The sequence below is a fragment of the Anaerostipes faecalis genome (genome assembly GCF_018982945.1).
GTDB classification, from domain to species: Bacteria; Bacillota; Clostridia; order Lachnospirales; family Lachnospiraceae; genus Anaerostipes; species Anaerostipes faecalis.
Map to the genome: position 1 here is coordinate 65619 of NZ_JABRXE010000009.1, position 22054 is coordinate 87672.

Annotated in this window: 23 protein-coding genes; 19 read left to right on the top strand and 4 right to left on the bottom strand. The window is 37.6% G+C overall.

Annotated elements, in window-relative coordinates; all coding sequences use genetic code 11:
- The first annotated feature begins 439 nt into the window (after nucleotides 1-439).
- The 4 genes from rpsL (at nucleotide 440) to tuf (ending at nucleotide 5087) form a co-directional block, all read left to right on the top strand.
- Entirely contained in the window at nucleotides 440-856 is a 417-nt protein-coding gene (rpsL, locus tag KTB61_RS10225) for a 30S ribosomal protein S12 (RefSeq protein WP_075759918.1), read from the top strand.
- A gap of 234 nt (nucleotides 857-1090) precedes the next feature.
- The gene (rpsG, locus tag KTB61_RS10230; RefSeq protein ID WP_192846105.1) at nucleotides 1091-1561 is read left to right on the top strand and encodes a 30S ribosomal protein S7; all 471 of its coding nucleotides are present in this window, start codon (nucleotides 1091-1093) and stop codon (nucleotides 1559-1561) included.
- Between the two features lie 69 nt (nucleotides 1562-1630).
- The gene (fusA, locus tag KTB61_RS10235; RefSeq protein WP_216697432.1) at nucleotides 1631-3742 is read left to right on the top strand and encodes an elongation factor G; all 2112 of its coding nucleotides are present in this window, start codon (nucleotides 1631-1633) and stop codon (nucleotides 3740-3742) included.
- 151 nt (nucleotides 3743-3893) lie between these two features.
- Complete coding sequence (gene tuf, locus KTB61_RS10240; protein ID WP_216697433.1) at nucleotides 3894-5087, top strand: elongation factor Tu; 1194 nt, start codon at nucleotides 3894-3896, stop codon at nucleotides 5085-5087.
- Between the two features lie 197 nt (nucleotides 5088-5284).
- On the opposite strand, the gene KTB61_RS10245 is transcribed toward tuf, so the two are convergent.
- The gene (locus KTB61_RS10245; RefSeq protein WP_154428381.1) at nucleotides 5285-5776 is read right to left on the bottom strand and encodes a helix-turn-helix domain-containing protein; all 492 of its coding nucleotides are present in this window, start codon (nucleotides 5774-5776) and stop codon (nucleotides 5285-5287) included.
- A gap of 164 nt (nucleotides 5777-5940) precedes the next feature.
- Between KTB61_RS10245 and KTB61_RS10250 the strand changes: the two genes are divergently transcribed.
- The 7 genes from KTB61_RS10250 (at nucleotide 5941) to ant(6) (ending at nucleotide 12395) form a co-directional block, all read left to right on the top strand.
- Nucleotides 5941-6129 carry a DNA-binding protein gene (locus KTB61_RS10250; protein WP_154428383.1) on the top strand — a complete coding sequence of 63 codons (189 nt, stop codon included), beginning with the start codon at nucleotides 5941-5943 and terminating at the stop codon, nucleotides 6127-6129.
- 14 nt (nucleotides 6130-6143) lie between these two features.
- Nucleotides 6144-7211 (top strand): tyrosine-type recombinase/integrase, encoded by a 1068-nt coding sequence (locus KTB61_RS10255; RefSeq protein ID WP_216697434.1) that lies wholly within the window; start codon nucleotides 6144-6146, stop codon nucleotides 7209-7211.
- 152 nt (nucleotides 7212-7363) lie between these two features.
- Nucleotides 7364-8311, top strand: a complete 948-nt coding sequence (locus KTB61_RS10260) for an AAA family ATPase (protein WP_216697435.1) — start codon at nucleotides 7364-7366, stop codon at nucleotides 8309-8311.
- A gap of 101 nt (nucleotides 8312-8412) precedes the next feature.
- The gene (locus KTB61_RS10265; protein WP_075680050.1) at nucleotides 8413-8652 is read left to right on the top strand and encodes a complexin-2; all 240 of its coding nucleotides are present in this window, start codon (nucleotides 8413-8415) and stop codon (nucleotides 8650-8652) included.
- Between the two features lie 364 nt (nucleotides 8653-9016).
- On the top strand, nucleotides 9017-10600 hold the full coding sequence (locus KTB61_RS10270) for a plasmid recombination protein (protein WP_075680049.1): 1584 nt from the start codon (nucleotides 9017-9019) through the stop codon (nucleotides 10598-10600).
- Nucleotides 10601-10701: 101 nt separating this feature from the next.
- On the top strand, nucleotides 10702-11469 hold the full coding sequence (locus KTB61_RS10275) for a nucleoside phosphorylase (protein WP_216697436.1): 768 nt from the start codon (nucleotides 10702-10704) through the stop codon (nucleotides 11467-11469).
- Between the two features lie 53 nt (nucleotides 11470-11522).
- A complete protein-coding gene (gene ant(6), locus KTB61_RS10280) occupies nucleotides 11523-12395 on the top strand; it encodes an aminoglycoside 6-adenylyltransferase (protein ID WP_002582178.1) in 873 nt (290 codons plus the stop codon).
- A 111-nt stretch (nucleotides 12396-12506) separates the two neighbouring features.
- On the opposite strand, the gene KTB61_RS13380 is transcribed toward ant(6), so the two are convergent.
- Nucleotides 12507-12677, bottom strand: a complete 171-nt coding sequence (locus KTB61_RS13380) for a replication initiator protein A (protein WP_142798928.1) — start codon at nucleotides 12675-12677, stop codon at nucleotides 12507-12509.
- Between the two features lie 1216 nt (nucleotides 12678-13893).
- Between KTB61_RS13380 and KTB61_RS10290 the strand changes: the two genes are divergently transcribed.
- Nucleotides 13894-14949: a radical SAM protein gene (locus KTB61_RS10290; protein ID WP_216697437.1), complete on the top strand. Its 1056-nt coding sequence runs from the start codon at nucleotides 13894-13896 to the stop codon at nucleotides 14947-14949.
- 240 nt (nucleotides 14950-15189) lie between these two features.
- Nucleotides 15190-16020 carry a methyltransferase domain-containing protein gene (locus tag KTB61_RS10295; protein ID WP_083655179.1) on the top strand — a complete coding sequence of 277 codons (831 nt, stop codon included), beginning with the start codon at nucleotides 15190-15192 and terminating at the stop codon, nucleotides 16018-16020.
- A 454-nt stretch (nucleotides 16021-16474) separates the two neighbouring features.
- Here KTB61_RS10295 and KTB61_RS10300 read toward each other — a convergent pair whose 3' ends face one another.
- Both KTB61_RS10300 and KTB61_RS10305 read right to left on the bottom strand, forming a co-directional pair.
- Nucleotides 16475-17302, bottom strand: a complete 828-nt coding sequence (locus KTB61_RS10300) for a DUF2971 domain-containing protein (RefSeq protein WP_044925423.1) — start codon at nucleotides 17300-17302, stop codon at nucleotides 16475-16477.
- A gap of 17 nt (nucleotides 17303-17319) precedes the next feature.
- Nucleotides 17320-17853, bottom strand: coding sequence for a helix-turn-helix domain-containing protein (locus tag KTB61_RS10305; RefSeq protein WP_044925421.1), 534 nt, complete (start codon nucleotides 17851-17853; stop codon nucleotides 17320-17322).
- Between the two features lie 210 nt (nucleotides 17854-18063).
- Between KTB61_RS10305 and KTB61_RS10310 the strand changes: the two genes are divergently transcribed.
- The 6 genes from KTB61_RS10310 (at nucleotide 18064) to KTB61_RS10335 (ending at nucleotide 21998) form a co-directional block, all read left to right on the top strand.
- Nucleotides 18064-18255: a helix-turn-helix domain-containing protein gene (locus tag KTB61_RS10310; protein ID WP_009243123.1), complete on the top strand. Its 192-nt coding sequence runs from the start codon at nucleotides 18064-18066 to the stop codon at nucleotides 18253-18255.
- Nucleotides 18256-18268: 13 nt separating this feature from the next.
- Nucleotides 18269-19321: a site-specific integrase gene (locus KTB61_RS10315; protein WP_044925418.1), complete on the top strand. Its 1053-nt coding sequence runs from the start codon at nucleotides 18269-18271 to the stop codon at nucleotides 19319-19321.
- Between the two features lie 18 nt (nucleotides 19322-19339).
- Nucleotides 19340-19510 carry a hypothetical protein gene (locus KTB61_RS10320; RefSeq protein ID WP_216697438.1) on the top strand — a complete coding sequence of 57 codons (171 nt, stop codon included), beginning with the start codon at nucleotides 19340-19342 and terminating at the stop codon, nucleotides 19508-19510.
- 186 nt (nucleotides 19511-19696) lie between these two features.
- Nucleotides 19697-20371 (top strand): CHC2 zinc finger domain-containing protein, encoded by a 675-nt coding sequence (locus KTB61_RS10325; protein ID WP_044925415.1) that lies wholly within the window; start codon nucleotides 19697-19699, stop codon nucleotides 20369-20371.
- Nucleotides 20316-21653: a virulence-associated E family protein gene (locus KTB61_RS10330; RefSeq protein ID WP_044925412.1), complete on the top strand. Its 1338-nt coding sequence runs from the start codon at nucleotides 20316-20318 to the stop codon at nucleotides 21651-21653. Before KTB61_RS10325 ends, KTB61_RS10330 begins: the two co-directional genes overlap by 56 nt.
- A gap of 117 nt (nucleotides 21654-21770) precedes the next feature.
- Complete coding sequence (locus KTB61_RS10335; protein WP_055066584.1) at nucleotides 21771-21998, top strand: DUF5348 domain-containing protein; 228 nt, start codon at nucleotides 21771-21773, stop codon at nucleotides 21996-21998.
- The last annotated feature ends 56 nt before the right edge of the window (nucleotides 21999-22054 follow it).

Here is a 22054-nt window from a genome sequence, read left to right on the forward strand (position 1 = left end):
TCAGCAGGATTCAGAAAATCAGGAAAAGAAGATTTATCATTGTATCGACTGACCGGTGGAGCATTTAAAATCAGAACTCATAACAATTCTCCAAGGATAATGTTATTGGAAGGATCAGATGTAAAGAAATCGATCCAATGATAAGAAAATAGTGAGAAGACGGAAATAGCCATGAAAACAAAGAAGCTGCAGGAAGCGAAAGACAGAGTGTGACGAGAAAGCATTCTGTTAGCAGCAGGAAAGATGGCAGAGATTTTCCCGATATCCGCAAAATAAATTATTAAAAAAAGTACAATAATAATTCCGGAGAAAAGTATTGACAAAGACACGCTAGAGATTTATAATATCCTAGCGTGTCTTTTTAGAGGTTTAAAGAGACATGTGGAAACCAGGTGAATTTAAGTAACCACAGTAGAAAACATGTATGGAGGTGAAATCAATGCCAACTTTTAACCAATTAGTTAGAAAAGGGAGAAAGACATCTGTAAAGAAGTCTACAGCACCAGCACTTCAGAAAGGATTTAACTCTTTGAAGAAGAAATCAACAAATACAAGCTCTCCACAGAAGAGAGGTGTTTGTACAGCTGTTAAGACTGCAACTCCTAAAAAGCCTAACTCAGCTCTTCGTAAGATTGCCAGAGTTCGTCTTTCTAACGGAATCGAAGTAACAAGTTATATCCCAGGTGAAGGACATAACTTACAGGAACATAGTGTTGTTCTGATTCGTGGTGGTCGTGTTAAGGACTTACCAGGTACTCGTTACCACATCGTTAGAGGTACACTGGATACAGCTGGTGTAGCTAACAGAATGCAGGCTCGTTCTAAATATGGAGCAAAAAGACCTAAGAAAAAATAGAACAAAACTAAATTGGTACAAAGCAGCGTAAATATGCGCTACCTTGTATAGTTGTGCCGGAACTTTATTGTTTCCTACAAAAGGTTACAGGAGATATAAAAGTCCTGCACGAACATGCAATCAAAGTATACTCACGGAGTATTCCGTATTTTATGACCGACTCTGGGTCAGGTATGCTTCGCATAGTAATGTATGAGTACCGATGAATTAATTATTATTAAGGAGGGAAGAACCGTGCCACGTAAAGGACATATTGCGAAAAGAGACGTATTAGCAGATCCTATTTACAACAATAAGGTTGTGACAAAATTAATTAACAACATTATGTTAGATGGTAAAAAAGGAGTTGCTCAGAAAATCGTATACGGAGCATTTGCCCGTGTAGAACAGGAAACTGGTAAACCAGCTCTCGAAGTATTCGAAGAAGCTATGAACAATATCATGCCAGTTCTTGAAGTAAAGGCTAGACGTATCGGTGGAGCTACTTACCAGGTACCTATCGATGTAAGACCTGACAGAAGACAGGCTTTAGCACTTCGTTGGTTAACAACTTTCTCACGTAAAAGAGGAGAAAGAACAATGGAAGAACGTCTTGCAAAAGAACTTCTTGATGCTGCAAACAATACTGGAGCATCTGTAAAGAAAAAAGAAGATATGCACAAAATGGCAGAAGCAAACAAGGCATTCGCTCATTACAGATTCTAATCTTTTTCAAAGATTTATTGTGCGATTGTCGTGGATGCTTCCACGTAAAAACAATAGGAGGAAAAAACCTTGGCTGGAAGAGAATATCCATTAGAGAGAACCAGAAATATTGGTATTATGGCTCATATTGATGCTGGTAAAACAACATTAACTGAACGTATCCTTTATTATACTGGTGTTAACTATAAAATTGGTGATACTCATGAAGGTACTGCTACCATGGACTGGATGGAACAGGAACAGGAAAGAGGTATCACAATCACTTCCGCTGCTACAACATGTCACTGGACTCTTCAGGAAAACTGCAAACCAAAAGCAGGAGCTGAAGAACATCGTATTAACATTATCGATACTCCAGGTCACGTTGACTTTACAGTAGAAGTAGAACGTTCTCTGCGTGTACTTGATGGTGCCGTAGGTGTGTTCTGTGCAAAGGGCGGAGTTGAACCTCAGTCCGAAAACGTATGGCGTCAGGCTGACACATACAATGTACCAAGAATGGCATTTATTAATAAGATGGATATCTTAGGTGCTAACTTCTACGGTGCAGTAGACCAGATCAAAGATCGTTTAGGAGCTAATGCAGTTGTACTTCAGCTGCCAATCGGTAAAGAAGACGATTTCCAGGGAATCATTGATCTGTTTGAAATGAAAGCTTACATCTACAATGATGAAAAGGGAGAAGATATCTCCATTACTGATATTCCAGAAGATATGCAGGAAGATGCAGAACTTTATCATACAGAACTGATTGAAAAAATCTGTGAACTGGATGATGATTTAATGATGGAATACCTTGAAGGTGAAGAACCATCTATTGATGCTTTAAAAGCTACATTAAGAAAAGCTACATGTGAATGTGAAGCTGTTCCTGTATGCTGTGGTTCTGCATATAGAAACAAAGGTGTTCAGAAACTTCTGGATGCAATTCTTGAATATATGCCAGCACCAACAGACATCCCAGCGATCAAAGGTGTGGATGAAGATGGTAACGAAGTTGAAAGACATTCATCTGATGATGAACCATTCTCAGCTTTAGCATTCAAGATTATGACAGACCCATTCGTAGGAAAACTTGCTTTCTTCAGAGTTTACTCTGGAACAATGAAATCAGGTTCTTATGTACTGAATGCAACAAAGAACAAAAAAGAACGTGTTGGACGTATCCTTCAGATGCATGCTAACAAACGTGAAGAATTAGATGTAGTATATTCTGGTGATATCGGAGCTGTTGTTGGATTTAAATCAACAACAACTGGTGATACTATCTGTGATGAACAGCATCCAGTTATTCTGGAATCCATGGAATTCCCAGAACCAGTTATCGACGTAGCGATCGAACCTAAAACTAAGGGAGATCAGGGTAAAATGTCTGAAGCCCTTGCAAAACTGGCTGAAGAAGATCCTACATTCAGAGCTCATACAGATCAGGAAACAGGACAGACAATTATTTCCGGAATGGGAGAACTTCATCTGGAAATCATCGTTGACCGTCTGCTTCGTGAATTTAAAGTAGAAGCTAACGTAGGTGCTCCTCAGGTAGCATACAAAGAAACATTTACAAAAGCTGTTGATGTTGATTCTAAATATGCTAAACAGTCTGGTGGTCGTGGACAGTATGGACACTGTAAAGTACACTTTGAACCTATGGATGCCAACGGAGAAGAACTGTTCAAGTTCGAATCTACAGTTGTTGGTGGATCTATTCCAAAAGAATATATCCCTGCAGTTGGAGAAGGTATCGAAGAAGCAGCTCAGTCTGGTATCTTAGGAGGATTCCCAGTACTTGGTGTTAAAGCTACAGTATATGATGGATCTTATCATGATGTCGATTCCAGTGAAATGGCATTCCACATCGCTGGTTCTATGGCATTTAAAGAAGCTATGCAGAAAGCAGGAGCTATCTTACTTGAGCCAATCATGAGAGTCGAAGTCACAATGCCTGAAGAATACATGGGAGATGTAATTGGTGATATCAATTCACGTCGTGGACGTATTGAAGGTATGGATGACATCGCCGGAGGAAAAATGGTTCGTGCATTTGTACCACTTTCTGAAATGTTTGGTTATTCAACAGACCTGCGTTCAAGAACACAGGGACGTGGTAACTATTCTATGTTCTTTGAAAAATATGAACCAGTACCAAAGAATGTTCAGGAAAAAGTACTTGCTGATAAATAAGAAATAACCCTATTTTCAAGAAAATAGGCTTGAAATCTTTAAGTAAATGAAATATAATCAAATTTAGGACAGCCCTTTTGGGGGCAACTATTTTGAAGTAGTAAAATCATTATTGTATTGCCCTAAGGGCGTAATAAGGAGGACATTTAAAATGGCTAAAGAAAAGTTTGAGAGAAGCAAACCTCATTGTAACATTGGTACCATTGGACACGTTGACCATGGTAAAACAACTTTAACAGCAGCAATCACAAAAACTCTTTCAGCTCGTGTAGAAGGAAACGCAGCAGTTGATTTCGAAAATATCGATAAAGCTCCAGAAGAAAGAGAACGTGGTATCACAATTTCTACAGCTCACGTTGAGTATGAAACAGAAAAACGTCACTACGCTCACGTTGACTGCCCAGGCCATGCTGACTACGTTAAAAACATGATCACTGGTGCTGCTCAGATGGATGGTGCTATCCTTGTAGTAGCTGCAACTGATGGTGTTATGGCTCAGACTAAAGAACACATCCTGCTTTCTCGTCAGGTAGGTGTACCTTACATCGTAGTATTCATGAACAAATGTGACATGGTAGACGATGAAGAATTATTAGAATTAGTAGAAATGGAAATTCGTGAATTATTAAATGAATACGAATTCCCAGGAGATGACATTCCTGTAATCCAGGGATCTGCTTTAAAAGCTCTTGAAGATCCTAACGGAGAATGGGGAGATAAAATCATGGAACTGATGGATGCTGTTGACAGCTATATCCCAGATCCAGAACGTGACACAGACAAACCATTCCTTATGCCAGTAGAAGACGTATTCTCTATCACAGGACGTGGTACAGTTGCTACAGGTAGAGTAGAAAGTGGTGTACTTCACGTATCTGACGAAGTTGAAATCGTTGGTATCAAAGAAGAAACAAGAAAAGTTGTTGTAACTGGTGTAGAAATGTTCCGTAAACTGTTAGACGAAGCTCAGGCTGGAGATAACATTGGTGCATTACTTCGTGGTGTTCAGAGAGATGAAATCGAAAGAGGACAGGTTCTTTGTCAGCCAGGATCAATCACATGTCATACAAAATTCACAGCTCAGGTTTACGTATTAACAAAAGATGAAGGTGGACGTCATACTCCATTCTTCAACAACTACCGTCCACAGTTCTACTTCAGAACAACAGACGTAACAGGTGTTATCGAATTACCAGAAGGAACAGAAATGTGCATGCCTGGTGATAACGTAGAAATGACTATCGAATTAATTCACCCAATCGCTATGGCTCAGGGATTATCTTTCGCTATCCGTGAAGGTGGACGTACTGTAGGTTCTGGTAGAGTTGCTACTATCGTTGAATAATTTCAATTGATAGTGTCACAAAGCTAGTAATTATAAGGCTTTCCGTGTTTTTACACGGAGAGCCTTTTTTACGTTTGCACGTAATAAATTTTGATTAGTGGCTCCAAAATGGCTCCATGATACGTGATAATACTTGTGTTCGTCAATCTTTGGACATAAAAAATCCCCTAAGTTTTGACACTTAAGGGATTCAATTCCTACCATTTTGTTATTTTCTTTATATCAGCTGCACGGTCAGGGTCTCTCTTGATAGACAGCTGTGCTTTGATATATTGGTCTACATCATTTCTGCCTTCATCTGATAACTGATAGTAGTTTGTCAGATGTTCATCTAATTTAGGCATATTATTTTTCCCAAACAAACACATAAGTGGATATAAGGTATTTTTGAGGTATCGTTTGATTCGGTTCCCATCCAAAATTTCATCCATGCCGGATGGAAGTTCTGGTAGAGTGATAGAATCGTTTTTGTCCCAATTCTCTGAATTGAGAGATGCATCTGAGCAAATCTCAGATACTTCGATACCTAAAGCATTGGCAATTCGTAATGCGAAATCAAAACGAATAGAAGTATCTTTTTGAATGATTGAGTATATAGTCGTTGGGCTTATAGTGGTTTCTCTCGCAACCCAACGTACACTTTTACCTTTCTGTTCAAGGATTTCCTTTAATCTTTGTCCGTCTCCCATGGCTAACACCATCCTTTCTACTTATGGATTATAACATGGTGTACGAAAAAAGTACATAGAAAATTTAAAAATGTACGAAAAATGATTGACAGTACGAAATTCGTACACTATAATGACAATATAAACAGTACGAAAATCGTACATTCTAAAAAGGAGGTGAGACCATGAATCGTACAAAGTATTTATTAACGGCAGATGATGTTAAGGACTATCTGGAATGTTCCAGAGACCATGCATACAAGGTTATCAAGAAATTGAATCTTGAACTTGCATCCATGGGATACGAAGTAGAAGCTGGCAAAGTGCCACGCAAATTCTTCGCAGAAAAATTTTATGGCTTTGAAGCATCGTAGAAAGGAGGAAGATTATGGCTTGTAAAGACAAAACAACGGGAACATGGGTTGCCCAGTGGTACGAGGTAGACATGTATGGCAAAAAGAAGAGACGTAAGAAACGTGGATTTAAAACCATGCGAGAGGCTAAATTGTATGAAAACGAAAGAACCTTAAAGGAACAAGGCGACATGAATATGCTCCTAAAGGACTTCATGGAACAGTATTTTGAGGATAAGCAGAACGAACTTAAGGAGAGAAGTGTCAGAAGTAAAAAGCAGATGATGGAGCGACATGTTATTCCATACTTTGGAGACATGAAGATGTGTGATATCACGGCTCCTCAAATCATCAAGTGGCAGAATGAGATGTATAAGAAAGGGTATTCAGAAAGCTATTTGCGAATGATTAACAATCAGCTGACGAGTTTATTTACTCATGCAATGAATGTTTATGATTTGAGCAATAATCCATGTAAAAAGGTTAAACGCATGGGAAAGGATGCTCCTAGAAGTTTGACATTTTGGACGGTGGATGAGTATGAGACATTTCTTGAGACAATGGATGAAAGCGACCACTATTATCTAATGTTTGAGATTTTATTTTGGACAGGTATTCGAGAAGGGGAAATGCTTGCACTCACAAAAGGGGATTTTGATTTCGTGAACTGTAAATTGCATATCACAAAGACCTATTATCGTATTGATGGAAAAGATGTAATTACGACACCAAAGACACCGGAATCAATTCGTACAATCGATATTCCGGAGTTCTTAAGGGATGCGATTAAAGAGTTCTGTGATAAGAAATATGGATTTCCGGATGATGAGCGATTGTTTCCAATCTGTGCAAGAGCGGTACAGAATAAATTGAAACGTCAGATTGCAAAAGCAGGAGTAAAGGATATTCGTGTGCATGACCTTAGACATTCACATGTCGCATATCTGATTAACCAAGGTATCGAACCTATTTTGATTAAGGAACGATTAGGGCATAGGGATATTAAGATTACGATTAACACCTATGGACATTTATATCCGAATGAACAGAAGAAGGTGGCGATGCTTCTTGATGCAAACAGAAGAAATAAAAAAGAGTCTTAATGGCGGCAACCATAAAGACTCAACTGATAACGCTATAACCTCTGTTATCTCTCAACAAGATAATTATAGCAGAGGTTATTCCGTCTATCAACCGTTTTTGTTGATTTTAAAGGATTTTACGCAATTTAGAGGAAGGAAATGATGGAATAACAATGGACAATTTAAAGATTATTAACATGGCAGATGTGGAAACCAAGAAAGTAGAGTTTCTTTGGTATCCATATATTCCTTACGGGAAGCTAACGATTATACAAGGCGACCCGGGGGAAGGTAAAACAACAGCGGTATTGCAGATAGCAGCACTTTTGACTAAAGGTGAGAAACTTCCGGAGGATGATCAGGAACGTGAACCTGTGAACGTTATCTATCAGACTGCGGAAGATGGATTGGCAGACACAGTAAAACCGAGACTAGAAGCTGCAGGGGCAGATTGCTCTAAAGTGCTTGTTATTGATGAATCAGAGCAAGGACTTAGCATGTCAGATTTACGCATCGAAGAGGCGATAAAGCAGACTGGAGCGAAGCTTGTGATTCTTGACCCTATCCAAGCATATCTTGGCTCTGGAGTGGATATGCACCGTGCAAATGAGATTCGTCCGGTAATGAAACACTTAGGTGATATAGCGGAGAAATACAACTGTGCAATCATCCTTATCGGGCATATGAACAAAGCAAGCGGTAGTAAATCTACGTACAGAGGACTTGGCTCTATCGACTTTCAAGCAACTGCAAGAAGCGTGCTGATTGTCGGTAGGGTAAAGGATGACCCAACCTGCAGAGTAATTGCACACGATAAAAGTAGCCTTGCACCGGAAGGACAGTCGATTGCCTTTCGATTAGACAAAGACAATGGTTTTATGTGGGAAGGGCCTATCGAACTGACCGTAGAGGAATTGCTTAGTGGAGAACCAAAGGTTACAAAGCTGAAAGCAGCCAAAGATTTTCTAACAGAGTTTCTGTCGGATGGTCCAAAGCCTAGTACAGAAATCTTTGAAGCAGCAGAAGTAGATGGTATCAAAAGGCGTACGCTATTTACCGCCAAAGAAGAGTTGGAAATAACAGCTACCAAAGTTGGCGATAAATGGCATTGGGGTTTTTGATATGAGTAGGGAAGATTGCAAGAGTGCAAGAATGCAAGAATGCAAAGTATATATAACATTGCAATCTTGCAACCTTGAATTCTTGATTTTGGGAGGAACGTATGAAAGAGAAACAAATTCAGATATCACAGAGGCTTTTTATTACGCTCGTAAAATGTTTTGTGCTTGATATGGAAGTGGATTGTGAAGAGATAAAGAAAGAACTAAATAGGAAGTTGGATGCTGTGGCGTTGCGACAATTATACAGTACATATAAAACAGCTCCAACGGATGCGGAGAAAGAGGAAGCACGCCAAAAATATCTTGATGCAAAAGGAGTGCCTACGAGCTTTCGATGGTAGAGAGATTTTCACTTTGAGCGATATATAACAAGTACGTGGCACGTACTTGTAAGTATAGTCAAGGAAGAAAGCAGATGGTGTGCGACGACAAAATCATTGGCTTCGAGTATCAGCTTACTGATAGTCGTTAGGCAATGATTGCACAAGGGAAGGCTTCGCCTGGGAGTGTAACTCCCATTGAGAATGGGTAAGGCATCGCCAGGGCAACGCCCTATGAGATGCAGTCAAGGCGGCAGCTTTGTGCACTCCGCATAGGAGCGAAATACGACTTGATGTCCGTAGGATGTCAAGTCTGGTATTGAGCCATAACTGTCAGAGCCAGTTATGGACTCACCAAAATTACAGAACAGAGAGGAGGAATTAGATGCCAGCAAGTGCACAAACAGTATCTGTAAGCAGAGGAAAAACTGCAATAGAACATGACCTAAGAGAATATACGCCGAACAATGTTGACCCATCTATGTCGGTATACAACGCAGTTTTGATAAATGAACTCGGTGGGAAATCTCTTGCGGAATATACAAACGAATATATGAAACCGTATATTGAAGAATACAATGCTAAGCAACGTAGAAGTGATAGAATGAAGTCTTATGATTATGCAGCGGACTACATTGAAGAGCAAAATAATATGCAGAAATCGAGACAGAATTACACAGCCGGTCAGCTTGCGTATGAGTATGTAATACAGTTTGGTGACCACCAAACTATGGATGTTAACGAAGTGGTAAAGAAGCCTAAACTTCGTAAGGAAGTGCATGCGATGTTTGAGGAGTTCATTCAATCTTATCAATCATCCTATCCTCATATGAGGATTATTCTTGCTACGGTGCATATGGATGAACCCAAGGGAACACCACATATGCATATCCTAGTTCAGCCGATTGGAGAGGGCTATAAGCAGGGATTATCGCATCAGGTATCACTTACAAAGGCATTAGCTTGTGATGGTTTTGAACGTTCAGAGAAAAAGGGAGACCGCCTATCTATGACAAGATGGCAAGATGATATTAAGGATAATATTATGGAACCGATTCTGGTACGTCATAAATATGCAAGAGCCTATAAGGATGGAGAAAAACAGCATATGCCGGTAGCGATGTATAAAAGAGCAATGGCAGAAAAGGATGCGATTGTAGAAGATGCTAAGGTAGAAGCGGAACAAATCGTAGAGAAAGCTCGTGAAGAGGTCGAAGAATTGGAAGAGGAGAAGGATTATCTAATCAATGGTAATGGAAAAGACTCTGCGTATGATATGCCTTTTGAAGATTGGTCGATTGCAGATTTGAAGTGTGAAAAAGAATTCCTAATAAACGGAGACCCAGACTTTTCGGGAGATATATTCAGGGGTGTTTCAGAATTGGAAGAAAAGCACTCGGAATTAAGAGCTGATATAAAAGACTTGGAGCAAGCAAAGGAAGAAAAGACTGCAGAGGTAGCAAGTGTCGAAGATAGGTATTCAAAGATGTGGGATGAGTATGAGGCGTTAAGAGATGGGTACAAAGATAAGGATGGAAAACATATCTTGGGATATAATGAGCTGGTGCAGCGACATAAGGAGCTACTTCAAGATCCTGCAAGATTATTAGAGACAGAGGAAGGTCAGCAGGTTCTTGAAGAAGCGAAAGAGGAGATTGTAGAGACAGTGCAAAAGAACCTCGTATCCAATATGCTTGGATTTATCAAAAGAGAGATTTTTGACACATTGAAAGAATGGCTTGTAGAACCAATTTACAAAGCTATCAATGAAATGATGCGTGGACATTGGTTTCAGTTAAATGACAATGATAAGAAAATCTTAACCGGAGCAATAGACAGAACAGTTGACCGATTAGTTGATAAGTTGGACATTGGCTCTAAGATAGAGGAGAATGTTTGCGAGAATATGCCAAGTGAAAATCAGATAGAGCAAGAAGTACAAAGAATATACAGGGGGCGAGGAAGATAGAAATCCGAAAGGGTTTCTATTTTTTATGGTATCGTGTATAATAGGGGTGTAAAAAGAACTGTTAAACAGTTCGACAAACTTGAATTTGACGGAGAGATAGTATGGCTATTATTAAAAACGAAATACCGATTTTGGAGTTTGATACAGAGCAGACAGCAGTTCTTAATCCCACTCATGAAAATCTTGGTTTGAACTTACCCAAGAAATGTGTGTTCGCATTTCTTGGTGCTTACATAGATGAATATGCCAGTAAAAGTGATACCAAACAGGTATCCACTTTTGAGAGTGCAACGAAGCATTATCCCATTTACATCACCAAATACAAGGGTGAGGACATTGTGCTTTGTCAAGCACCCGTTGGTGCGGCAGCAGCCACACAGATACTTGATTGGCTGATTGGTTATGGTGTAAGAGAGGTAATCTCGGCAGGTAGTTGCGGTGCTCTGGAAAAGTTCCCCGAAAGTACATTCCTCGTACCAAACAAGGCTCTGCGTGATGAGGGAACATCTTATCACTATGCGCCCCCTACTCGATTTGTGGAAATCAGCGAGAAGGCAAGAAAAGCAATTGAAGAAACCATTCTTGAGCATAGTATGAAATATCAGGAGGTTATAACCTGGTCAACGGATGGATTTTTCCGTGAAACCAAAGAAAAGGTGGCTTATCGCAAAAGTGAAGGCTGTGCAGTTGTAGAAATGGAATGTTCTGCTCTGGCGGCCTGTGCTGATTTCAGAGGGGCAACCTGGGGTATGATACTTTATACCGCAGACAGTCTTGCAGATGTTGACAAATACGACGAAAGAAACTGGGGCGGTAATGCATACGAATATGCACTTACGCTCTGCCTTGATGCGGTTATCAAATTATAAGAACAGTTAGAATCAATCTTTTTTTGTGATATAATTTTATTGAGGTGAATGAAATGAGGACTGAAAAAGAAATATACGATTTAGTTTTGAATTTTGCTTTTCAAGATGAGAGAATTAGAATTGTAACTCTTGAGGGGTCTCGCACTAATGTTAATATACCAAAAGACAATCTTCAAGATTATGATATTACTTTTTTTGTTATAGATATGGGAGAATTTTTGAAAAGCGATGACTGGCTTAGTGTTTTTGGTAACAGAATTATGATGCAAAAACCTGAAGATATGGAATTATTTCCTCCAGAAGAAAAAGGATTTTCTTATATAATGCTTTTTGATGATGGTGTAAAGATTGATTTAACTTTGTTACCTGTTTCAATGCTTGAGGAGTATCTTACTCGCGATAAACTTGTAAAAATCATGTTAGATAAAGATAATATGATTAAAACAGAAATAGTTCCCACAGATGAAGATTATTACATTAAGTGTCCAACAGAAAGAAAGTTTGATGACTGTTGTAACGAATTTTGGAATGTTGCAACATATGTATCCAAGGGCTTACTTCGTGGTGAAATACTATTTGCAATAGACCATATGAATGAAGTATTACGTCATGAGCTTCTTAGGATGATTAGTTGGTATGTCGGTACTGAAAAAGGATTTAATTTCAGTTTGGGTAAAAACTATAAATTTTTAGATAAGCATATTTCAAAAGAATTGTGGGATAACTTACTAAATACATATTCAATGAGTTCGTATGAAGAAATGTGGAAATCGTTTGATTTGTGTCTATGTTTGTTCAAAAAAATATCTAAAAAAGTGGCAGATTCACTTGGTTATAATTATCCTGATTATGATGAAAACGTTACAAAATATTTGGAAACACAAAAGAGAATTTCAAATAAATATCTTTATGGTAATAGGTATTGACAAATTCCAATTTGGTGAACTGAATACTGACACATAGGGGCAAGGTTGAAATACACCTTGCTCCTTTTTATTTGCCTATGGGCATTCATAGAAAATGAATAAAAGGGTCAGTTATACACACCAATACTTATCTCGGACAGAGACAAATATAAAGACCTCTCCGTTTATATCACACCAACCGTTTATTGCTGACAAATGCATTCTGTCGAGCATCAAGCCATATAAAAGCTTTGCTTCGGCAGACAAGCTTTTGTATTTATCCGTAAATAACACCTTCGGCATTTTGAAAAAGGCTTCGTTATCCACTATCTTTCACGCTCCTTTTTGATACATAATTGCAGGATATAACCACAGCTCTGAAACTTTGCTTGCAGCTTTTGACACATCTTCTGCAAAGCTCGTTGTAGCAGATTCTGTTTCGTTCATTCAGGAACAGGCTCAATTCTGATTTTTTACTTTTACTCATTCTCGGAATAACTATCACACTCCTTTTTACTGTAGCTTTTCGGGTTGATTTTTGATGATTTTTTCGTCTGTAATGCGTTTTGTTTTGTCGGTAGGATTATTTCATTAACCACATATCAAAAGCCTCTTTTTGCCGTTTCACCCGAAATAGTTCCTGCCCCGGAATTTCACCGCAGCGTTGCCTCGCTCATATCATCGCAAAGTCGTATCACTTTCGGACGGTCATTCAGTTGTCAAGGTACACGAGAGAAAATATCCCTCAAGGGGTGACTTTTAAAACGCCGATTTTTGTACGTTTTTTCAAAACTTTTTTCAAAAAGTTGAAAGTTTGTAGCGTTGCACAAAAACGCCCTTCACTTGGTAGGCATTTTGAAAGCCTGAAAAAACGACTTTTTATGAAACTTTTTTATTTTCGTTAAAATTGCACAACAAAAAAAGCCGTCACATAGATAGCACAAATAGCGGGAGGGCATTTCATCCTCTCGCACAGTTTGCACTGAAACTATGTAACGGCTTAAACTTTAAGCTCTGATTGTCCGTATGTTACTAACCGAGTATCGGACTATACTTGGTCGGTCAGATAATATGTGTTGGCATAAAGCCAATAAGTAAAAATATGTGTTTCAGATTATATTTAGTTGTAAGGCAAATACATTATTTACCAATTTATTATTATACAGAACATTTGTTTACTTGTCAAGAACTTTTACGAAAAAGAAAAGATGGTGTCGGTTTTCACCGACACCACGAAAAATTAATCACAACTTAGGGTATGTGATTTGTATAGAAAACAATAATTTCATTTTATTTCTATACAAGTTTTAGACAGTATTATTAAATTTCTTTTTTATATTTTCTATGAAAGTTTTAGCCATTTTGTTTTTTAAAAGTAAAATAAATGAGTAGAATATTGATTTTTTGCTTTTGAAATGTTATTATAATAATGGTAGTTTATCGTATTTTGCTATTATATTTCTCGAAAGGTATGATGATATGAAAAAAAAACAAAAACACAATAATTATCACTGAAGAAATGATAAATTCGGACCCTTACGGTTATACATATAAAGAAATTTGTGATTGTGTTGGAGAAAAAAAGGCGCGATCACTTATGCATGCCCTTTATAAAGAAAAACCTCAGAAGAAATATCAAACAATGAGCATTAATGATATTTATAATGGCGGTGATACACGAAAATACTCTTTCAAATTAAAGGATGGTTACTGCGTTGAAACTGTTTGCATCAAGAGAAAAACAGGTGTAACTGTATGTGTTAGTACAATGGTAGGCTGTCCTGTAGGTTGCATTTTTTGTGCATCTGGAAGTAATGGGTTTATAAGAAATTTAACTCCTTCAGAAATTGTACAGCAAGTAACATTACTGAAAGAAAAAGTCAACAGAATTGTATATATGGGAATGGGTGAACCATTTTTTAATTATGATAATGTAATTAAGTCGATTCATATATTAAGAGATAGAAATGGGCTTAATTTCCCCACAGATGGAATCAATATTTCGACTGTAGGTCCTTTAGAGCAATTAAAAAAAATAAGGGAAGAGCATTTGAAGATACAACTCACCCTCTCTCTTCATGCAACAAATCAAAGAACAAGAGATATTATTATCCCCCACATGAAGGGTTATGATATAAATAAGATTGTTGAGGCAGTTTTATCATATTCTGAGAGACATAATAGAAAAGTTACAATTGCTTATTTATTAATTCCCGGACTAAATGACAAAGCAGCTGATGTAAGACAGTTGGGAAGATGGTTTCGTGAAAAAAATGTTTTAATAAATCTTTTACAATATAACGATACCGCAAATTGCAATATTAACAGGCCAAACAAACAACAATTAGTTGCATTTAAATTGCGACTTGAAGCGGCTGGTTTAGAAGTAAAAATGAGAGAATCACGAGGCAATAATATCAAAGCTGCATGCGGTCAGTTAGTTAGTAACACAAACAAAAAGAATAAACAAAACAGCTCAAAACCAACAGACTTTAATTCTCACAAATTTTCTAAGAATAAACAAAACAATAATAAGTCTTCTTCTACGCAAAAGAAAAATCTCTGTCCGAGATAAGTATTGGTGAATAAAAATATTCCTATAGGTAGGATAATTATCGACAAAGAAATTTTCTCTGGAGTGGGAAAAGCAGACCAAAGTATGCTATAATGCAATAAAATAGTTATACAAACTTGAATTTGAGGAGGTGATAAGATGACAGCATATATGAGATTAAGATAATACCGCGAGTTGTGTTGCGGTACATCCGTATTACATAACTCGCTTTCGGGCAAGAATGTAATAATGGAGGATGTCATGAATAAAATTATTAGATTTAATGACAGCGAAAAGCTTTTTCGTTGTCCAATATGTAAACGAAAGTTAAAGATGGTAGGCAATAGTTTGCTGTGTAGTAATAAGCATTGTTTCGATATTTCTAAATTAGGATATGTGAATTTTGCATTAAATCAAAAGCAATCTAAGCATTATAGCAGAACTTCTTTTGAAAGCAGAATGGATATTTTAGAAAAGGGATACTATTCACATATTCTTACGGAGATAACACATATATTGAGCAAGCTTGAAAACATAACAACTATTCTTGATGTCGGATGTGGTGAAGGATATTATTCTAGAAAAATCAAAGAACTATTTCAAGCAGATATAGTTGCTTTTGATATTTCAAAAGATGCCATTTCCCTTGCTTCAAAAAGAGACGGTAGTAAGTCTATAAAGTGGTTTGTGGGTGATTTGGAAAATATGCCAATTAGAGACCACTCAGTAGACTGTATACTGGACATATTTACACCAGCTAATTATTTGGAGTTCAATAGAGTTCTGACGGATAGCGGCTATATTGTAAAGGTTATTCCTGGGAATAAACATCTGATGGAGTTCAGAAACATTGCAAAAGAACATTTGAAAAATCAAGAGTATTCCAATGAGAATGTGATTAACTTATTCAAGAAGCAGTATTCTGTTATTTACCAAAAAAGAGTTTCAGAATCATATGAAATGCCGTTAGAGGATATTAAAATTTTTGCAGACATGACCCCACTGCTCTTCCATGTAGATAAAACTGAGATTGATTTCAAAAAGCTAAAAACTTTGACGATTGATGCAGAGATATTTGTGGGAAGTCTATAACGCTTGAAACTTTCAGTTTTCATAAGAATTGTTGCAATAAAAAGATAGACAAATAGAGGTTGATGTGCTAGAGTTTAGATGGCTCCAAAATGGCTCCAATAATTTTGGGAAATAAAAATACATAATGTATGTAGTGCCTAAAAATAGCATAAAATCAACAAAAAGCATGGTAGAAGATAGCGACAAATCCAAAACCGGGAGCGTGAAGGTGGACGTACTGTAGGATCAGGACGTGTTGCTACAATCATCGAGTAATACAATCTGAATATAGATTTGTTATCGTAAGATAACGTTGTGTCCAAACGTACGATACCCGTAGAACTTCGGTTCTACGGGTTTTTCTGTTGCCTGGAAATATATAAAAGGGCGGAAAAGAATAACGAACAGCGTAGAAAAACGGTTGCCGGGAGAGTATCCTGACAACCGTTTGTGATAACAGAATGATAACAAAATCTTAAATTAAACCAACTAAAGAACTTTCGTGAAGTATTGCAGATGGATTATATTTTTCTATAAGTGAATTTATAATTAGACGATTTCCGGCACTGATTTTGGGACTTAATGTAATTTCCATTTGTGCGTAAGCATTTTCGTCTAGGGTTAGATCATAAAAAGGAAAAGTTTGTTTGGCTTGACCAAGTAAAATCTTGGTACTGGTTGTTTGAAATTCTTGAATTGATTTATCAACTGCCTGATTTAGATTTAGAGGCATGAGTAATAAAATATATCGCCATTCGTGTTGGAAGGCCCAATGGATATTCTTATGCTTACCAAGATTACCTAAAGCAATACTAAATTTATCACCGTCTTGGGTTAATAACTTAGGATATAGCTTGTCTGAATCAGAAGTATATTCAACTTTATGTAAAATGTTATTACCCAATGCTCCAGGAGCTATAAATCCGTTTTTGAGCATATCTGCAATAGGAATTATAGATTTTAAATAAGATCCATTTGAATTATCAGTTACCGTTTGATGTGTAACCTCCGATATTGACGAAGGTGTATTTTCAAATTCTTTAAATGGATTTGCTTTTAATTTAATTCTTACTCCGGAACTTAGAGAACTATACATTTTCCACATAGGGATATTCTCTGTTTCATCATCAGTCCAAGAACTTATATAGCAAAATTGACCAGCATTTTTTAAATCAAATGCTTCTTTTTCTTGAAGATCATCCATTTGATCTAAGGAAGTTAATCTAAACGTGTGGTTTGCTAAAATTAATGCAAGAGTTTCAATACTTGTATAATGATATAAATAATCAGGTGTGTTTTGCAAAATGATTTAATACCTCCTTATGTCAGATTATATGTCTTGATGTCATTGCCTTCAGTACCCTTCTTAACGATGGTATGACAACCTATCGTGGTTCCCATAGCACGCAGTTTCCATTCATCCTGGGTAGCGTTCAACTTATCTAGTTCTGCCTGTCTTTTATCTTCATCTTCAATAGCTAATATTTCAGCTTTTTCCTTTTCATAGACATTTTTAAATTGACACCATTTCCTGAAAAAGTCCTGCATTGTAGGATTTTCGAATGTCAGTGCAACCTTCTGCTCAGGTGTTTCAGCAAGTGAGAGGTTCACCGAATCATCAATAGAAAACAACAGAGAGAGTACATCTCCGACTGTTTCAATATTAAAATCCAGAAAAACACTTACATTTAATCCCAGTGCAGTTGCAATCTTTTCTAACTGATCCGGTTTCGGATTCCGGATTCCCAGTTCATATTTTCTGATTGTTCCTACGTTAATGCCGGACAGCTCGGCTAACTGTATCTGACTGTATCCTCTAAATTCCCGGAATGCCCGGATTTTTTTGCCAACCATAATGCTGCCTCCTTAATAATATTTGTGCTTCTATTCTAGCACAAAAGTGAATGATACAAAAGAGTGAGATTTAACAAATTGCCGATACGCAAGCAATAGGTATGGAATGGAAAAAATAAATTCGCAAATGTTTATTGACAAATTCACAAAAGTGAATTATTATAAGAGAACAACGAAAGAGTCACAAAAGTGACTGGAAAGGAGGACGCTATGAGAACTAATTATATGATGACTGTTGATGATGTCATGGAAGAATTAGGCGTGAAACGCAGTAAAGCATATTCCATTCTGAAGCAGCTTAATGATGAACTGGCAAAGGAAGGATATGTGGCAGTTCGTGGAAAGATTCCACGTCCCTACTGGGAAACAAAATTTTATGGATGCTCTCAGAGAGCAGTGTGAAGGAGGTTTTAAGATGTCAGCTTACAAGGACAAAACACAGGGAACCTGGTATGTGAGCTTCCGCTATATTGACTGGACAGGTAAGAAAACGCAGAAGCTGAAAAGAGGGTTCAAGACAAAGAAAGAAGCATTGAATTATGAAAAGGAATTCATAAGAAAGACTGCAGCGGATATGAAAATGGAGATGAACAGTTTTATTCAAGTCTATTTTGAAGATAAAAAGAATGAACTGAAAGAAAATTCAATCCGTAACAAGCAGCACATGATGAACAAGCACATTGTTCCGTATTTTGGAACAAGAAAAATGAATGAGATCACACCGGCAGAGATTATCCAGTGGCAGAACACCATTCAGGAAAAAGGTTACAGCAAGACTTATGAGCGTATGATTCAGAATCAGTTAAATGCACTGTTTAATCATGCACAGAAAATTTACAATCTGAAGGAAAATCCATGTAAGAAAGTAAAAAAGATGGGGAAATCGGATGCTAATAAGCTGGAATTTTGGACGAAAGCAGAATATGACAGCTTTATCGCCGGGATTGAGCCAGAGAGTGAGGATTATCTGATATTTGAAATCCTGTTCTGGACAGGAATCAGGGAAGGAGAACTTCTGGCATTGAGTCTTTCAGACTTTGATATGAGTGGTAATCTTTTGCATATCAATAAGACTTATAACCGGATCAGGAAAAGAGATGTGATTGATACTCCAAAAACAGAAAATTCAGTCCGTACCATTGATATTCCTAATTTTCTTAAAGAAGAGGTGCAGGAGTATGCGAAGAAGCATTATGGATTTCCGGAAAATCAGCGGTTATTTCCGATTGTGGCGAGAACACTGCAGAAACGGCTTAAGAAGTATGAAGCATTGACCGGTGTAAAACCAATCAGAGTGCATGATATCCGTCACAGCCATGTAGCATATCTGATTTATCAGGGTGTAGAGCCACTGATCATCAAGGAAAGACTGGGGCACAAAGATATTCAGATGACATTAAACACTTATGGTCACCTGTATCCGTCACAGCAAAAAAAGGTAGCTGAGATGTTGGACAACAAACGTTAAATATGGAGGAAAAGACACATGAAAACAAAGAAAGTAGTCAGAAAAATATTTGATACGCTCAATTATAGTAAGAAGCTGAAGATAAGTTCCATTTTATCGGATCGAGATTCGGATTATGCGATTCTTCTTGAATTAGAGGATGGAAGCAAATTTGAAATTATCATTATCCCAACAAGGAGATTCGTATAAGGAGTGGAACTATGGCTACTAACAGACAAAAAGAAAAAGCCCAGACAAAATATCTGAGCAAGTTCTCTGATAATCAGATTCACTGATATATCATCTTGGCAGATTCAGTATATCACGAATTGAACGATACAACAATTCCCGAATATCTGTTCATCAGAGACTTGTCCGGAGGGGCAGGAGGTAGAAGTGACATTATTTGAACAGGTAAAAGAATGTGTGACAGCCAGACAGGCTGCGGAGCATTACGGGATTAAAGTAAAAAGAAATGGAATGGCGTGTTGTCCGTTTCATAAAGACCGACACCCAAGTATGAAGGCCGATAAAATATATCACTGCTTTGCATGTGGAGTGGGCGGTGATGCGATAGATTTTACAGCAAGGTTATTTGGAATATCACAGTATGAAGCTGCGAAAAAGATGATAGAAGATTTTGGACTGGATATAAAAATCGAAGACAGAAACAAATACAAAAGGATGCACCAAAGCAGGAATACTTTGATATCAAAGAAACCTAAAGTTGTGATGATCAGAGAAAAACTGGAGCAGTGGTTGAAACATGCAACAGACGTGCTGATCAGATATCTGAAATGGATTCAGTTCTGGAAAGAGATTTACAAACCAGAACCAGATGAAGAGTGGCACGAATTATTTACGGAGGCATTGGCAAATGAAAGAAAGATAAATGACTATCTGGACGTGCTGATGTTTGGAACAGGAGAAGAGATTGTAGAGTTTTTCAAGATGAAGAGAAGGGAGGTTGAAAAAATTGAAGAAAGAATTAACGAATATCAGCGAGAAGTCCTTGATGGAATTAGAAGATATTGTGAACGAGGAAATGCTTACAACAGAAGATGTCAATAATATGTTGGAGCATACGGATAAAGGAAGAACAAAGCAGACAATTAGAAATTGTGTAACCGTACTTCAAAATGATCCGGTATTGAAAAAAGCGATTAAACGAAATGAACTTTCTGGAAGGATGGACATTGTAAAAGAGGTTCCCTGGGAGCGGAGGAATAACAGTCCTACGGTTACAGATACTGATGAAAATAATTTGAAGATGTATCTGGAAGAAAATTATGAACTGACAAGTGAGCGTGTGATCAAAGCAGGAATAGATATTGTTTCCAATGAAAATAAATATCACCCAATTAGAGATTATCTGGAGAGTCTGGTCTGGGACGGAATTCCAAGAATAGAAAATATGCTTCCACATTTTCTGGGAGCAGAAAAGAGCAAATATACAATCGGAGTAATGAAAATGCACATGCTGGCAGCGATTTCAAGAATTTATGAACCGGGAATAAAATATGATATTATGTTGTGTTTGGTTGGGAGTCAGGGAGCCGGAAAGTCCACATTTTTCAAATATCTAGCGATAAAAGAAGAATGGTTCAGCGACAATCTGGATCATTTGGATGATGAAAATATTTACAGAAAACTGCAAAATCACTGGATTATCGAAATGGGAGAAATGAAGGCAACTATCACAGCAAAGAATATTGAACAGATAAAATCGTTTCTGAGCAGACAGAAAGAAACTTATAAAGTACCTTATGAAGTTCACCCGGAAGACAGACCGAGACAGTGTGTATTTTGCGGTACTTCAAATGATTTGAATTTCCTTCCGCTGGACAGAACCGGAAACAGAAGATTTGCTCCGGTGATGACAGATATGTCGAAAGCAGAAGTTCATATTCTGGACAATGAGGCAGAGAGCAAAGCCTATATCGAACAGGCTTGGGCAGAGGCAATGGTACTGTATCGACAGGGAAATGTGTTCTTAGGATTTACAAAGGAAATTGAGGAAGAGGCAAAGCGTCTGCAGAAAGAATTTATGCCGGAAGATACCAATGCCGGAATCATACAGGAATTTCTTGATGACTACGATGACGATTATGTATGTACAAGAATTCTGTTCGATGAAGCGCTACATCGAACCGGAGAAATGAAACAGTGGGAAGGTAAAGAAATTGCCAATATTATGAACAATGCGATTGTAGGCTGGAAACCACATGGTACACATCGATTCGGAAAGGAATATGGAATACAGCGGTCATGGAAACGGATGAAAGATTCGGTGAAGAAAGATAAAGACGGATTTATAGAAGTACCGGAACAGTTGGAAATACCGTTTGAGTAAAGATTATTGTAAACGATGTAAACGGAACTTGAAGAAAAAACTTAAAACGTTAACTTTTAAAATCTTTTGAACTCCGTTTACAAATTTCGTTTACAGACTGGAAAGGAGCAGAAAATGATGAAACAGGGAAGATTAGGATATAACAGCAGCAATGGAAGATATGGATTATTATCATCAGATTTATGGATTGATACAGGATTTCACTGCGGAGAAGGACTGGAAGTGCTGGTAGATGATGAATGGGTACAGACCAGAATGGAGATGAATCTGGCAAGAGAATGGTATCTGGTGGGAACACCTTATTGTGGAGATTTGGAATATGTGCAGGCGAGGATACCAGAATAAACAGATCTATGATCCACTTCGGTCGGTGCAGAACAGACGTCCATAAGGACGTTATG

Bases quoted from the DNA above. Each gene is read 5' to 3' on its own strand.
- rpsL (WP_075759918.1), top strand. From the start codon at position 440: ATGCCAACTTTTAACCAATTAGTTAGAAAAGGGAGAAAGACATCTGTA.
- tuf (WP_216697433.1), top strand. From the start codon at position 3,894: ATGGCTAAAGAAAAGTTTGAGAGAAGCAAACCTCATTGTAACATTGGT.
- KTB61_RS10245 (WP_154428381.1), bottom strand. From the start codon at position 5,776: ATGGGAGACGGACAAAGATTAAAGGAAATCCTTGAACAGAAAGGTAAA.
- KTB61_RS10250 (WP_154428383.1), top strand. From the start codon at position 5,941: ATGAATCGTACAAAGTATTTATTAACGGCAGATGATGTTAAGGACTAT.
- KTB61_RS10255 (WP_216697434.1), top strand. From the start codon at position 6,144: ATGGCTTGTAAAGACAAAACAACGGGAACATGGGTTGCCCAGTGGTAC.
- KTB61_RS10260 (WP_216697435.1), top strand. From the start codon at position 7,364: ATGGACAATTTAAAGATTATTAACATGGCAGATGTGGAAACCAAGAAA.
- KTB61_RS10265 (WP_075680050.1), top strand. From the start codon at position 8,413: ATGAAAGAGAAACAAATTCAGATATCACAGAGGCTTTTTATTACGCTC.
- KTB61_RS10270 (WP_075680049.1), top strand. From the start codon at position 9,017: ATGCCAGCAAGTGCACAAACAGTATCTGTAAGCAGAGGAAAAACTGCA.
- KTB61_RS10275 (WP_216697436.1), top strand. From the start codon at position 10,702: ATGGCTATTATTAAAAACGAAATACCGATTTTGGAGTTTGATACAGAG.
- KTB61_RS13380 (WP_142798928.1), bottom strand. From the start codon at position 12,677: ATGCCGAAGGTGTTATTTACGGATAAATACAAAAGCTTGTCTGCCGAA.
- KTB61_RS10290 (WP_216697437.1), top strand. From the start codon at position 13,894: ATGATAAATTCGGACCCTTACGGTTATACATATAAAGAAATTTGTGAT.
- KTB61_RS10295 (WP_083655179.1), top strand. From the start codon at position 15,190: ATGAATAAAATTATTAGATTTAATGACAGCGAAAAGCTTTTTCGTTGT.
- KTB61_RS10305 (WP_044925421.1), bottom strand. From the start codon at position 17,853: ATGGTTGGCAAAAAAATCCGGGCATTCCGGGAATTTAGAGGATACAGT.
- KTB61_RS10310 (WP_009243123.1), top strand. From the start codon at position 18,064: ATGAGAACTAATTATATGATGACTGTTGATGATGTCATGGAAGAATTA.
- KTB61_RS10315 (WP_044925418.1), top strand. From the start codon at position 18,269: ATGTCAGCTTACAAGGACAAAACACAGGGAACCTGGTATGTGAGCTTC.
- KTB61_RS10320 (WP_216697438.1), top strand. From the start codon at position 19,340: ATGAAAACAAAGAAAGTAGTCAGAAAAATATTTGATACGCTCAATTAT.
- KTB61_RS10330 (WP_044925412.1), top strand. From the start codon at position 20,316: ATGGAATTAGAAGATATTGTGAACGAGGAAATGCTTACAACAGAAGAT.
- KTB61_RS10335 (WP_055066584.1), top strand. From the start codon at position 21,771: ATGAAACAGGGAAGATTAGGATATAACAGCAGCAATGGAAGATATGGA.